Annotated in this window: 7 protein-coding genes, 1 pseudogene and 1 other annotated feature; of the genes and pseudogenes, 3 read left to right on the forward strand and 5 right to left on the reverse strand. The window is 43.9% G+C overall.

What is annotated here, in order from left to right; all coding sequences use genetic code 11:
- Positions 1–9: 9 nt before the first annotated feature.
- Complete coding sequence (gltB, locus tag AC0VX1_RS23575) at positions 10–4,560, reverse strand: glutamate synthase large subunit (protein ID WP_475469301.1); 4,551 nt, start codon at positions 4,558–4,560, stop codon at positions 10–12.
- 133 nt (positions 4,561–4,693) lie between these two features.
- Between gltB and gltC the strand changes: the two genes are divergently transcribed.
- The 3 genes and pseudogenes from gltC to AC0VX1_RS23590 all read left to right on the forward strand — a co-directional run bounded on the left by gltC (position 4,694) and on the right by AC0VX1_RS23590 (position 6,951).
- On the forward strand, positions 4,694–5,596 hold the full coding sequence (gene gltC, locus AC0VX1_RS23580; protein WP_475469304.1) for a glutamate biosynthesis transcriptional regulator GltC: 903 nt from the start codon (positions 4,694–4,696) through the stop codon (positions 5,594–5,596).
- A gap of 132 nt (positions 5,597–5,728) precedes the next feature.
- Positions 5,729–6,222 (forward strand): annotated as a pseudogene (locus AC0VX1_RS23585) (spore coat protein).
- A 129-nt stretch (positions 6,223–6,351) separates the two neighbouring features.
- Positions 6,352–6,951: a hypothetical protein gene (locus AC0VX1_RS23590; protein WP_475469306.1), complete on the forward strand. Its 600-nt coding sequence runs from the start codon at positions 6,352–6,354 to the stop codon at positions 6,949–6,951.
- Positions 6,952–7,972: 1,021 nt separating this feature from the next.
- Here the strand turns inward: AC0VX1_RS23590 and AC0VX1_RS23595 are convergent.
- The 4 genes from AC0VX1_RS23595 to AC0VX1_RS23610 all read right to left on the reverse strand — a co-directional run bounded on the left by AC0VX1_RS23595 (position 7,973) and on the right by AC0VX1_RS23610 (position 15,196).
- On the reverse strand, positions 7,973–11,140 hold the full coding sequence (locus tag AC0VX1_RS23595) for an Ig-like domain-containing protein (RefSeq protein ID WP_475469307.1): 3,168 nt from the start codon (positions 11,138–11,140) through the stop codon (positions 7,973–7,975).
- Positions 11,141–11,477: 337 nt separating this feature from the next.
- Entirely contained in the window at positions 11,478–13,892 is a 2,415-nt protein-coding gene (gene leuS, locus AC0VX1_RS23600; RefSeq protein WP_475469309.1) for a leucine--tRNA ligase, read from the reverse strand.
- A gap of 53 nt (positions 13,893–13,945) precedes the next feature.
- Positions 13,946–14,176, reverse strand: a binding site (T-box leader).
- A gap of 153 nt (positions 14,177–14,329) precedes the next feature.
- On the reverse strand, positions 14,330–14,593 hold the full coding sequence (locus AC0VX1_RS23605; RefSeq protein WP_034310579.1) for a DUF2524 family protein: 264 nt from the start codon (positions 14,591–14,593) through the stop codon (positions 14,330–14,332).
- Positions 14,594–14,689: 96 nt separating this feature from the next.
- On the reverse strand, positions 14,690–15,196 hold the full coding sequence (locus tag AC0VX1_RS23610; RefSeq protein ID WP_052137365.1) for an SMI1/KNR4 family protein: 507 nt from the start codon (positions 15,194–15,196) through the stop codon (positions 14,690–14,692).
- Positions 15,197–15,344 lie beyond the last annotated feature (148 nt).

A 15,344-nucleotide genomic window follows, 5' to 3' on the forward strand; every position in this document is an offset into this window, starting at 1 on the left:
TCCCCTTCCTTACTGCATCACAGCTTGTTTAGTGATTTTTTTATCTTGAACGGCATTTGCTTGGAATGCACTCATGATTGCTTCTTCATCCGATAGCCCTGCACGCTTCTGCTCATTGATGCTTTTGATCATCCGTTTGTAATCTTTCGGAATGACTTTTACGAATTTCTTTGCGAAATCCTCCCAGTTCTCCAGTACATACGATGCTTTGGCACTTTCTGTATAATGAAGGTGGCTGTAAAGCATTTCTTTTACCTCATTGGCATCATCCATATCATCAAGCGTCTCGAATTCTGTCATTTCGCCATTGCATAATGCCTTGAATTCTTCTGCATCATCAGCAAGTACATAAGCGATGCCGCCTGACATGCCTGCCGCAAAGTTTTTGCCGACGTCTCCCAGAATGACCACGCGTCCGCCAGTCATATACTCACAGCCATGGTCTCCAATTCCTTCAACGACGACATTGACTCCACTGTTCCGTACGGCAAATCTTTCTCCCGCACGCCCATTAATGTAGGCCTCGCCGCTTGTTGCACCATATAAGGCGATATTTCCGGCAATTACATTGTCCCCGGCCTCGATCTGATTTCCAGAAGGTGCCGTGACAATGATCTTCCCGCCAGATAAACCTTTCCCAACATAGTCATTCACATCACCAGTCAAATACATCGACATCCCCTTTGGAATGAACGCACCGAAGCTCTGGCCCGCCGATCCTGTAAAACGAAGTGTGATCGTATCTTCAGGCAACCCTTCCTCACCGTAGCGTTTGGATACTTCACTGCCGACGATCGTTCCGACCACACGGTTCACATTGGTAATCGGGAAGCTGACATCCACCTGGGTTTGGTCATTTAAAGCAGGCTCCACAACAGGTAAAATCTCACGGATATCCAAAGATTCTTCTATTTTATGGTTTTGCGGGAGTTGATACGTACGAATCCCCTCCGGTTGGAAAAGAAGTGTCGTCAAGTCCAGATGCTTCGCTTTCCAATGGTTTTGCGCCCGCTCGCTCACTTGTAAAACATCAGTGCGGCCGACCATTTCCTCCAGTGTTCTAAAGCCAAGTTCAGCCATCGTTTCCCGGACTTCCTCAGCGATGAAGCGCATGAAATTCACGACATGATCCGCATCTCCAGTGAATTTGCTGCGAAGTTCAGGGTTTTGGGTAGCTACCCCGACAGGACATGTATCCAAATGGCAAGCACGCATCATGACACAGCCTAGGACCACAAGCGGTGCTGTAGCAAAGCCGAATTCTTCCGCTCCAAGGATAGCTGCCATGACCACATCGCGTCCCGTCATTAACTTCCCATCCGTTTCAAGGACAACACGGCTGCGCAGGCCATTCAGCATCAATGTTTGGTGTGCTTCTGCAAGACCCAGCTCCCAAGGAAGACCAGTATGTTTGATACTCGTTTTTGGTGATGCACCCGTACCGCCATCGTACCCGCTGATAACGATGACATCTGCGGCTCCTTTGGCCACGCCGGCTGCGATCGTGCCTACGCCTGCTTTTGACACAAGCTTGACGCTGATCCTGGCCTCACGGTTCGCATTTTTCAAATCATGGATCAGCTGTGCCAAATCTTCAATCGAATAGATATCGTGATGCGGAGGCGGTGAAATCAGGCCGACACCCGGTGTGGAACCGCGGACCTCTGCAACCCAAGGATATACTTTGTTTCCGGGCAGCTGGCCGCCTTCACCCGGCTTAGCACCTTGCGCCATTTTGATTTGAAGTTCATCGGCATTAACAAGGTAATGGCTTTTCACTCCAAAACGGCCGGACGCAATTTGTTTAATACCGCTGCGGCGATTATCGCCGTTTTCATCCAGTTGGTAACGGCTAGGATGCTCCCCGCCTTCACCGCTATTGCTTTTTCCGCCTAAACGGTTCATCGCGATCGCTAATGTTTCATGTGCTTCCTGACTCAATGAACCGAATGACATCGCGCCCGTTTTGAATCGGCTGACGATGGTTTCCACGGATTCCACTTCATCTATTGAAATGCTTTGGCGTTTTTGATCGAACGAGAATAAATTCCGTAAAAACCCAAGTCTCTCTTCATTCGCCAAGTTTGAATATTGCTTAAATAAATTATAATCGCCTTTCCGGCACGCCCATTGTAATGTATGGATCGTTTTAGGATTGAAAGCATGATGTTCCCCTGTTTTTCTCCATTGAAAATCACTTCCGCTTTCAAGCGTTTCATCAAGGGAATCGGCTGCAGCTTTCCTATGGCGAATCAACGCTTCATCTGCGATCGTTACCAAATCGATTCCACTAAGCTGCGATGCCGTACCGCTGAAATAGCGTTCGATCACATCAGCACCGATTCCGACCGCTTCGAAAATTTGTGCGCCGCGATAACTTTGAATCGTTGAAATCCCCATTTTCGACATCACTTTTACGATGCCTTCTGTCACAGAGCTTACATATTTCCTTACCGTTTCTTCGTAGCTGGTGGCCAAACTGCCTTCCAATACCGCCTGCTTATATGTTTCATAGGCAAGATACGGGTAAATTGCATCCACTCCATACCCGATTAGGGATGCATAATGATGGACTTCCCTCGCTTCCCCCGATTCAACGATAATGCTCACCTTCGTACGGTTACCATGGCGGATCAGCTCTTGATGAAGGGCGCTCGCAGCCAGCAGGGAAGGAATCGCAGCTTTTTCTTTGCTCATATCCTTGTCAGATAATATCAAAAGGCTGACACCATCAGCGATCGCTTGTTCCGCTTCACGGCAGATGCGATCGAGTTCACTCTCTAAATCTTCTGAAAATAAAGTGTGAATGACTTTGCTCCTGAATTCAGGATAGGCATTTTCTTTCAACTGCTGCATTTGACCCGGCGTCAAAACAGGCGAATCCAATTGAATGCGGCGGCTGTTCGTTTCATCCGGCTTCAGCAAATCTCCTTCCGCACCGAGAAATGTCATCGTTGACGTGACGATCTGTTCACGCAGCGAATCGATCGGCGGATTGGTTACCTGTGCAAAAGATTGCTTGAAATAGTTGAAAAGCGATTGCGGGCGATCTGATAAGACCGCTAACGGAATGTCATTGCCCATGCTGCCCAGTGGATCTTTGCCTTCGTTAATGACCGGCAGTAAATACTTTTGGACATCTTCATACGTGTATCCGAACGCTTTTTGCCTGAATAATAAATCACTCAAAGGCTCCCCTTCAAGCACAGGTTCTTCGTCACTTAATTGAACAAGCTGTTCGTCCAGCCATTGCTGGTATGGATTTTCCTGGGCCATTTCCGACTTGATCTCTTCATCGGAAACAATACGGCCTTCCTCTAAATCTATTAAAAGCATTCTGCCTGGACTTAAACGATCTTTATATAATACATTCTCCGGCTCCACATCGATCACGCCGACTTCAGAGGAGAAAATGATGTAATCATCTTTTGTTACATAATACCTTGCCGGCCTTAAACCATTTCGATCAAGGATGGCACCGATTTGCTTGCCATTCGTAAAGGATATGGCCGTCGGTCCATCCCATGGCTCCATGAGCATGCTATGATATTCGTAAAATGCTTTCTTTTCCTTCGTCATATGCGGATTTTCCGTCCACGGTTCAGGAATGAGCATCATCGCCGCATGTGCCGGTTTACGCCCGGCAAGCACGAAGAATTCAAGTGCATTATCAAGAATCGAGGAATCACTGCCGTCTATATCCAAAATAGGCAGGACCTTTTGCAGGTCATCCCCGAATGCTTCCGAAACAAACTGCTGCTCACGCGCTTTCATCCAATTCACATTGCCTCTAAGCGTGTTGATTTCACCATTATGGATCAGGTAACGGTTTGGATGTGCCCGTTCCCAGCTAGGAAAAGTATTCGTACTGAAGCGGGAATGCACTAAAGCGAAAGCGGAAACGAAAGACTCCTGTTGGAGATCAAGATAAAAAGCATCCACCTGCTCTGGCGTCAACAATCCTTTGTATACGATCGTAGCACTTGAAAGGCTGGCAAAATAAAAACGATTGCCGCGTTCCCGGGCCCAGTTTTCAGCTTGTTTTCTGATAACGAACAATTTACGCTCAAAAGCTAAATCATCGGTAATCTCTACGCTTGCCCCGATGAATACTTGGCGGATCGTCGGACATGTCTCCTTGCCGACCTCCCCAATTTTCGTTGCATCAACAGGAACCGTTCTCCAGCCTAATAACGTTTGGCCCTCTTGTTCGATAAATGCATTCAAACGAGCTTCGATTTCATTCCGTTCATCATCATTGTTAGAGAAAAAGAGCATGCCTACACCATAGCGTCCTTTTGCCGGCAAATTCATTTCCGGGCATGCCAGCCTGAAATATTCATCAGGAATCTGTACCATTAATCCTGCGCCATCTCCTGTAAGGGGATCGCTGCCTTGTCCGCCGCGATGATCTAATTGGCACAGCATATTCAGTCCTTGTTTGACGATGTCATGTGTAGCAAGCCCTTTTAAATGAGCGTATAAACCGATTCCACATGCATCATGTTCAAATTCAGGATGGTAGAGCCCTTGTGCTTTTGGTATTTGATTGTATGTCATATTAATCGCCCCCATCGTATTCTTACACCGTTATGTCACTTACATTTATTCTAGGTTTTCAAATCGATATAAACAATATATAATTCTAGTAGAATCCATCTCAATTTGAGATGAATGGCAGGAGGATGAATAAATGGAACTACGACAATTACGTTATTTTGTTGAAGTCGCCGAGAGGGAACACGTCTCAGAAGCCGCAGAGCACCTGCATATCGCACAATCAGCAATCAGCCGGCAAATCTCCAGACTGGAAGATGAGCTTGGCGTACTTTTATTCGAGAAAGTCGGCCGTAATATCCAGTTAACCCCTATTGGTAAAATTTTCTTGATCCATGCCAAAACGGCGATACAGGCGATTGAATATGCCAAATATCAAATTGAGGAGTTTTTGGACCCTGAACACGGAAGCATTAAAATCGGGTTCCCGACCAGCCTCTCCACCCATTTACTGCCTACCGTCATTTCCGCTTTTAAAGATGAGCAGCCGAATATCGGCTTCCACTTAAGACAGGGATCTTATTCCTCTTTAAAGGAAGCTGTCAAAAATCGCGAAATCGGATTAGCCTTCCTTGGACCGATCCCGACAAACGATCCAGATATCGAGGGTCATATCCTGTTCACGGAAAACATATCCGCTTTACTGCCAATCACTCACCCATTGGCTGATAGGAAGAGTGTGCGCCTAAGTGATTTAAGAAATGATCCCTTCGTCTTGTTTCCAAAAGGATATATCTTTCACACTATCGCTCTCGAAGCGTGCAAAGCAGCCGGTTTCACACCGAACATCGCCTCGGAAGGTGAAGACATGGATTCCATAAAAGGGCTCGTTTCTGCCGGAATCGGAGTAAGTCTGCTCCCTGACAGTACCTTTTATGAAGTCATTCCAAGACTCACTGTCAAGGTCCCGATCGATACGCCCGAAGTCAAACGGACGGTCGGCATCATCACTCCTAAAAACAGGGAGTTGGCTCCATCAGAAAAACTTTTTTACCAATTTGCCAAAAAGTTCTTCTCTGTTCTCGAACAATATCAATAAAACATGGCCTTCAAAACTGTTAATGGAAATTGAAGATGGGACAGATCTTCCCATAAATATTTCACTAGACAACTTACCTATAGCCCACTGAACGAATAATGTATCAAGATTATTCGTTCAGGAGGAATTTACATGCAACCCACCCATTCACATCTTGCTTGGCATGAGACACTCGAGCTTCATGAGTTGGTCACCGCCCAGTCCAATGCCCTTATGAAATTTAAAATTGCTTATCCAAAAATAAAAGACCCCATTCTAAAAACGATATATAAGCAAACGATCGACACCCTTACCCAAAATATCATGGAGCTGCTGCAATTTTACCCGTTGACGCCTAAAACGGGCAGGGATGACGATGCATCAAGAGATGAAACATCGGCCGCCGCTGCCGGGGAATTGCTGGGCTTTGCCAAATCATCGATCAAAAATTACGCAATGGCGATTACGGAAACAGCCACCCCTTCCCTTCGAAAGGTATTTAAGAAACATTTAAATGGAGCCATCGATACCCATGCCAAGATTTTCAACTACCTTTATGAAAGAAATCTCTATCCTGCTTACGACTTAACCAATTGCTTCAAAATGACGTCGATGTTGCCAATAAGGCTCTTTCCCAACCTTTCTAAATACGAAAAAAGGCAAGCATTCCGATTGCTTGCCTTTTTTGCCGCATTCCGATTCCGTTTTTCATTATAATGTTATAATATACGAGAATTGGATTTAATTAGGTCATTAGTATTCAAGGGGTGAAAATCATGAAAAAAATCATTTTATCCATTATCCTCTCCCTGCTCCCATTTTCCTTAGTTGCTTGTAAGGCCGATGATCAAAAGTCCGAGAATATCCTTTCAGTTCCAGAGCTGACAGCAAGGGAGAAAGCCATCCTGGAGAATTCAAGTGAACATTCCTTTCTTATCGATTTCAGTGTGGATGATACATACAAGGAAATGTCCGTCTGGGTCGAAAAATATGAATTTGGCAAACTTGTCGAACCTGAAATGGGACGCATGACAACGGGGATTGAAAAGAATGGGACAATCATTTTTACGACATCGAAAACGGATGATGATCAAAAACGATCGATGTTCAACGTCAGCATTCAAAACCATGATGGTACGGATACGTTTACTTATCCTGAAACCATTGATGAAATGGATTCCAGCGTATGGGGAAATGCAGGAAAACTCATAATAAACAGCACAAACAAGCTTGCATTGGCGAGTATATGTTACTCCAGCGGAAATGAAGGCATACGTTCACTTTCCACTGATTTTTATGGTGATACGGAAGGACATATGGACGAGTTGAAGGAATACGATGTGGTCTATCTCCTGAGAAGTGAATTCACTAAATGAGCTGACAAATTAAAGGGGCAAGTTAAATCGAACATGCCCCTGCATTGTTTTTTCATTCCGCCCTATTTACCGCATCAAGACCTCCCCTTTCAGTCATCTCCCTAGCCTTACAGTAATCCCAATTAGCCGCCCGACGAACTACATATATTCTGCATCAAGCTAGATAAAAACTCATGCTTTAAGAGCAATTCAATATCGAAGTGGTGGAATTAGCGGATCCAAAAGCATATGAGAGTCCCCCAAGAACTGACTCCCATAAATTCACATCCTCTTATTATTCTCATCTATATTAGTGAATTATTTCAAGTCTTTCACTTCTAAATTAATACCATCTACTTCATCTTTGATACATTAGTTAAAAACGATCATTTAATGTTTGTCACAATTAATTCGACATCCAAAAAAAGGGGGTTGAAGAAAAAGGCATTTGGGTGTAATCTTTAAAAATAAAAAACGGAAAGAAGATATTTAATTGAAGAAAATCCTCCTCCTCTTTGCAGCAGTAGTCATTGCAAGCTCTCTCGGACATCAAATAAACGGCGGATATATGGACCCTCGAAAATCCCGCCCTAGGTATATACATTTAAAATAAGGAATCATTTATAAAAGTTTGATTCTTATAATGCATTAAACTGTTAATGTTAACATTTTTAGCACATAGTAAGAGATTTGGATTTAAGCAGGAAGTTACCCCAAACGCTCATTCCCAGCCTCAACCGAAAGCGTTCCTAACCCAATTGAGCAAGCTAAAATAATACCTTATGCTATTACTCTTCCTTTTTTCATTATATTTCCTCCTGATATTTATTATTGAACAGGTTAATGATGTAAGAACGGCGAGTACATGAGGTTTCAGAATTAAAACACGAAGCTCCAGATCTGATATCATGCTATGACAACGCACAGGCACAAGACACGCTCATGACAAAAACACCGCATATCATCGAGCGGTGTTTTCATTCGTTTTCTCACAAAAAAAAGGCCGTTTAACATGTAGCTAAACGGCCTTCACCTCTAATTACTATTTTGATTTTTTCACTGTTACTTTTGTTGCTTTTCCTGTATTGCCCGCTTTGTCTTTTGCTGAGACGTATAATGCGGACCCTGCTTTTTTCTTGCTGATTTTGACGGAGAAGTTCCCCTTACTATCAGCTTTTGCCGTTCCGATGTTTTTATTGCTGTGCTTCACGGTAACGGTTGAACCGATTTCCGCTTTACCTGTTACTTTTGTTGCTTTGTCGTTTACTTCATTCACCTTTGGTGATCCTGGAGCCGTTTTATCTTTAACGATTATTTTTGCAGCTTTTCCTGTATTGCCCGCTTTGTCTTTTGCTGAGACGTATAATGCGGACCCTGCTTTTTTCTTGCTGATTTTGATGGAGAAGTTCCCCTTACTATCAGCTTTTGCCGTTCCGATGTTTTTATTGCTGTGCTTCACGGTAACGGTTGAACCGATTTCCGCTTTACCAGTTACTTTCGTTGCTTTATCGCTTACTTCATTCACTTTCGGTGCATCCGGGGCTGTTTTATCGAGAACCGTCACGGTTGCCGCCTTGCTTTCACGTTTCGCTAAGTCTGTAGCCGTGACTGAAAGTTTAGTTCCGGCCTTTTGCTTGCTGATTTTCACTTTGAAATTCCCTTTGCTGTCCGTGTTACCTGAACCAATCACTTTTTTGGCACTATTTTTGATCGAGATTTTCATGTCCGCTTGCGATTGACCCGTTACATACGTATCTTTGTCACTTAAAGCTTTGACAGTTGGCTTGTTAGGGGTTACACCCTTATTCACGAATACTTTGATTGAAGATACTGATAGTTTGGAAGAATCAGAGATATTCACAGTAAGCAGCTGCGCAGCTTTTTGGACCGGAATCGTAACGCTGAACGTTCCCTTGGCTGACGCCGTTCCTTTACCAAGCGTTTTGCTTCCGCTTTTCACTTCGATCACTGACCCTTTTTTAGCTGAACCAGTCAGTTTTGTTTGCGTATCCATCACAAGATTGACTTTAGCATTCAAGTCCACTGTACTAAGTGCACTGTACGCATTCAATCTTCCGTATCCAGAGACTAAATCTTTTCCGACAGGAAGTTCTTCTTCCGGTATGATGATTTCGCCATCTTCCGGTACATAGTCCTCATAAGGGTCTACATTATCTTCTTCTTCAAAAGCGACATATTCCGATGTCTCATGAAGGATTTCCCTTACTTCATTCACTTTCAACCCAGGGTTTCCGGATAATAATAAGGCTGTGGCTGCCGCAACATGGGGAGCTGCCATTGATGTACCATCCATGTAAGTAACATTCCCGTTAGGCACAAGGCTTGGGATGGCTGTCCCTGGTGCGACCATGTCCAACTTCGATCCATAATTGGAATAATCGGATACTAAATCAAGGGCATTGGTTGCACCGACGGATATGGCGTATTTTGATGATGCAGGATAAGAAAGACCTTCCATCCCATCATTACCGCTTGCCACGACAACCATTACATTCTTGGCAGCGGCATGTTTCAAGGCATATTCAATCGTCCTGCTATATTCTCCGCCCAAGCTAAGGTTTATGACCTTTGCACCATGATCCACGGCATATTTAATGCCTAGTGCAATTTTCTCATTGTCTCCAAATCCTGAAGAGTCCAAGACCTTCACAGGCATGATTTTAGCTGCCGGATTGATTCCTTGCATGGAATAACCGTTATCTGCTTTGGCAGCGATGATTCCGGATACATGTGTACCATGTCCATTGTCATCGATTGCTTTTTCTTTCTTATCGATGAAATTCTTACCTGACTCCATTTCAACGACACTCTGTAGATCCGCAAGTGAATCATCGACACCTGTGTCGATAACCGCTACCAACGTATCTTTTAAATTGCGTTTCTTGATAAGGTTCTGCAGTTTTTCGTTATCGATGTCCGCTCCCTTTACGCCTTCTTCCCCGCCGGCGTTATTCAAAGACCATTGATACGGTGATTGAATGTCGGAAGAAAGTGCTTTGTACGTTTTTACCGCTTCGATATATTCCACTTCTGGAAGTTTTTCGATACCGGATAGAGCTGCTGTGCTCATTTTAGCTTGGTTCTTTAACTCGACGACATACATATCATCATACAGAACCTCTTGTTGCTTAGGTGCCGATAATGTTCCATATCCTTTTCCGCTTATCTTGGATTGGACAGCGCTTAATGACTTCCCAGGTTTAAGTTTGACGATATATTTGTTCTTTACATTTTTCGAAGCAGGAAGTTCGACTCCCGCTTTGCTTGCGATATCGACGATCCTCTCACCTGCAAGCTTATCAAGATTGATTTTCTTTGCAATGGCGTCCATATCCTTTTTCAATCCGGCCGGAGCAACGTCTGCCGACTTTTTGAATAAGGCCTTGATCGCTTCTTGCTGCTTATTGCTAATGACTGCCGTACTGCTTGCTCCATTTTCATTAAGATCCTCAATAAGCGGCTTAATCTCGACTAAGTGATTATAAACGGCTTCCCTTGCCGTTTTATTACCAGCCAGGTGAAGGGCCAGGAATGGCGAAGCTTTATAGTATAAAGAGGAAAGGGTACGTCCCTCAGACGACTTCGTAAGAACTTCATCTCTAAACACGCGGAGTGTTTTTAACATGGATTCTCCCGTTTTCTTATCGTTTACACTCACTTCAACCGGGCAAGATTCAAGCTCCTCCCCTTCGTCCCCGGCAGATGGCGGCAATGTTACTGAATGCGCATTGATGGAGTATTCAGCTACATTTTCCGCATCCGGAATGGGATTTCCCTCATCATCCGTATCGCCGAAATATTCAACTTTAACATAATATGTGCCTTCCCATGCATATGGGAAATCGACTACAGCTTTTTCATCAGGATAAGCAGAGACAATATAATTGCTCTCATCTTTTTCTGCTTTTTCTTTATCTTGATATACGGAGATATTCAAGATTTTGTCCGAATTGACTTCGAACTCAATATGGGAGAACTTTTGTACTTCTTCTGTTGTGGGACTGATTTGGTACCATTGAACATCCGGTTTTTCAAACTTTCCGTCCAGAGTGTCCCCATTTTTAATCGTTTTTACATTTTCAATGGGTGCTGCAGCTGCTGCTTGAGAATTCAGTGGAACCATCAAGCTGAAAATCAGTGCAAAAATTAGTGCAAACGCCGTAATTCGACTCACATTCTTAAATTTCACGGTTTTCCCTCCAATAATTGGTTAAAAAAATATAGTACTATACCAAACTATCACACTGTAAAATTTTATCAACCAATTTTTTCCCTTTTTTATGTCAAATGCTTGATTTCCTTGGCCAAAGAGCTGAAAAATGATTCGCATGAACCAATTAGGCAAGTTATTTACGTTCCGATTTCCTCTCATGACGATAGTAGATGTCCATTTGGCAGATTGATCGCTAATAGAGTTAAATCGGTGAGTATCCTAACATGACCTTTTTCCTAAAATCAGCCAATGCCACGAAAAAAAAGCTGTCCCCGCAGTAAACATATGCGGGACAGCTTCCAATCATTTTTATTTAGTTTGCGACGATATTGACTAATTTGCCTGGTACGGCAATCACTTTACGAATGGTTTTCCCATCGATTTGTTCTTTGATGGAATCATCACCCATCGCGATTTCTTCCAGTTTTTCTCTCGTAGTGTCAGTCGGCACCATTAATTTCGCTTTGACTTTTCCGTTGATTTGGATGACGATTTCGACTTCGTTATCCACTAACTTCGCTTCGTCGAAAGCCGGCCATGTTCCGTAGGTGATGCTCTCGGAATGGCCCAGTTTAGACCAAAGCTCCTCGGCGATATGCGGTGCAACTGGTGCAAGCAGCTTTACGAAGCCTTCGATATACACCTTAGGAAGCGAATCCGCTTTATAAGCATCATTAATGAATACCATCAATTGTGAAATCGCCGTATTGAATTTCAATTCCTCGTAGTTCTCGGTCACTTTTTTAACCGTTTGATGATAGACTTTTTCGAGCTTGCCCGTGTCATCCGTCTCTGTCATCTTATCTGTGATCGTCCCGTCATCGTTGACTAATAAACGCCAGATACGGTCAAGGAATCTGCGGGAACCGTCCAATCCGTTTGTGGACCAGGCAATCGAAGCATCCAATGGCCCCATGAACATTTCGTACATGCGAAGTGTATCGGCACCATGGCTTTCCACGATATCATCCGGGTTCACGACGTTCCCTTTGGATTTACTCATTTTTTCATTATTCTCACCAAGGATCATCCCTTGGTTAAATAGGTTCTGGAACGGTTCCTTCGTTGGCACGACACCGATATCGTACAGGAATTTATGCCAGAAACGAGCGTAAAGCAAGTGAAGCACCGCATGCTCGGCGCCGCCAATATAAATGTCGACCGGCATCCATTCTTTTAATTTTTCAGGATCGGCAAGTGCTTCTTTGTTATCCGGATCGATATAACGAAGGAAGTACCAGCTGCTTCCTGCCCATTGTGGCATCGTATTCGTCTCACGGCGCCCTTTTCGTCCGTTTTCATCCGTTACATTCACCCATTCCGATATGTTCGCAAGTGGTGATTCGCCTGTACCCGAAGGCTTGATGTCCGTAGTTTTCGGTAAAATCAATGGAAGTTCTTCTTCCTTCACTGGAGACATCGTGCCGTCTTCCCAATGGATGATTGGAATCGGTTCACCCCAGTAACGCTGACGGCTGAATAACCAGTCGCGAAGGCGGTATGTTATTTTCTTCGTGCCGATTTCTTTTTCTTCCAGCCATTTGATCATGGTCGAAATGGCATCTTCCTTATTCAACCCATCAAGGAATTCCGAATTCACATGAAGTCCATCGCCTGTATATGCTTCACTTGTCACGTCTCCGCCAGCTACGACTTCCTTGATCGGCAAGTCGAACTTTACTGCGAATTCATAATCTCGCTCATCATGGGCAGGAACGGCCATGATTGCTCCTGTTCCGTAGCTGATCAACACATAATCGGCAATCCAGATCGGCATTTTTTCGCCATTTACCGGGTTAATCGCATAAGCCCCCGTGAACACGCCTGATTTATCCTTTGCCAAGTCTGTTCTTTCCAAGTCGCTTTTATGTTTCACTTCATCCAAATAGGCTTCAACTACCGCACTTTGATCAGCTGTCGTAATTTTATCGACAAACGGATGTTCAGGTGCCAATACGGCATATGTTGCACCGAATAACGTATCCGGACGAGTCGTGAACACCGTGAATGTTTCATCAAAGCCATCGATATTGAATGTAACCTCCGCTCCCTCGGAACGGCCAATCCAGTTACGCTGCATATCCTTGATGTTTTCCGGCCAATCCACATCATTCAGATCGTCGATTAAACGGTCAGCATACGCCGTGATACGAAGCATCCACTGTTTCATTGGGCGGCGCTCAACAGGATGGCCTCCACGCTCACTTTTCCCATCGATGACTTCTTCATTCGCCAATACCGTGCCAAGTGCAGGACACCAGTTAACGGCCACTTCATCAATATAGGCAAGGCCCTTTTCATATAATTTCAAGAAAATCCATTGCGTCCATTTGTAATAGTCGGGATCTGTCGTGTTTATTTCACGATCCCAGTCATAAGAAAAACCAAGGGCTTTGATTTGGCGGCGGAACGTGTTGATGTTGTGCTCCGTGAATTCAGCTGGATCATTTCCCGTATCGATCGCATATTGCTCTGCCGGAAGTCCAAAGGCGTCCCACCCGATCGGATGCAATACATTATACCCCTGTGCCCGTTTCATCCGTGCCAGGATGTTGCTTGCCGTATAACCTTCCGGGTGCCCCACATGAAGACCGGCCCCTGAAGGATATGGGAACATATCCAGCGCGTAGAATTTGCGTTTGCCGCTATCTTCACCCGTTTTGAATGTCTTATTGCCTTCCCAATACTTTTGCCATTTCGTTTCTATGCTTCTATGGTCAAAACTCATATGATTTCCTCCTAATTTCCGTTTAAAAAACAATAAAAAACCCCTCATCCCAAAATAGGGACGAGAGGATTATGTATATCTTCCCGCGGTACCACCCACATTGGCGATAGCTAAAATCCGCCCAGCTTAAAACATCCGTAACATGGATTAAAACGCCAGGCATTACTTATTCATTCACACCCGGGACTCCAAGGCGAGTTCGCGACCGTCCCAGGTTGACTTGCACCACCCGTCAACTCTCTTTACTGGTTTAAACCGCTACTATTCCTCATCATAGTCTTTATGAGAATATTGATTTTATTTCATTCTAGTCAATTTCACCGATAATTGCAATAGCCGTACATAAACATTATCGACAGGTTTTTCATTATATATGCGAAATCAGGAAAATTCGTGCAAAAAAGGGAGCTATTCATTCATAGCTCCCCTGCTTCCATTTAATGTCGCAGTAAAATCATTTCATTCCTCAATTCGTTCAACTGCTGCTTCATCCGCGAAAGCATTTCCCGTTGCTGGTCATTCGAACTGGCATACAATCGTTCCATATCCGTCAAAGCCTCTTCGATATACCTTTGCGAATTTTGAAATTGTTCATCATCATAATGCTCCTGCCGTGAGGCCTCGTTAAATTCAAACTCTGCAAAATGGAGAGCCCCTTCACATTGCTCTAAAAAATGATCGACGGATTGTCTGGTTGCCATTTCAAACCCTCTCCTTCGCGTCTCATTTGGATGATTCGGAATCATCTTTTCTAGTTTGAGCAAATAACGGGAGGATTATCATTTTTTTTTGAGCAATCAACCTTTATCCCAAAACTTCTCACCTTGATGGGAAATGAACTGTTCGATCCATTCGGCAAAGCCCATATGGAGCTTCTCGCCTTCTTCAAAATCATCGATATGGCCTTTTACCATTAAATACTCCTTATCGCCTTTGGCGACGGCTTCCCCATCGATCACAATATTATCTTGATAAATGCAGGCCACTTTATAGCATCCCTCGTAGGAATTTTCATATGTGTAATTAATAATATCATCCAAGCTGTATAAATCGTTTTCCCCGCCTGATTCCACATTATCGAACAGACGGCATCCATTGGTTATTTTTAAAAACTCCTTATAATCCTCAGGCAGAAGCAGTCCGGTTTTCTTTTCAAAGGAATGAATTTGCTCATCCGAAGCAGGTGAATTGAAGGTGCAAGTGGCTTTGTATGTGAATCCATCTTCATTTACTTCGATCACCTGATTATTTTCGGCTAATTTCTTTTTCATTTGTTTGATCGCTTCTTCAACTTGACCGGTCATGTCCATCAGCTCCCGATTGGATATAGTCATTCAAAGATAAACTGGAAATAGCGGCAAAATATTTAGCCTTCAAGTATACAGTATACGCTTATTTTTCAAAAAAAGACCTAGCTGCGAGAATGTTGTATAATATATGTTGCGCTTTATT

The organism is Peribacillus sp. QJM3NY_7 (assembly GCF_056173225.1).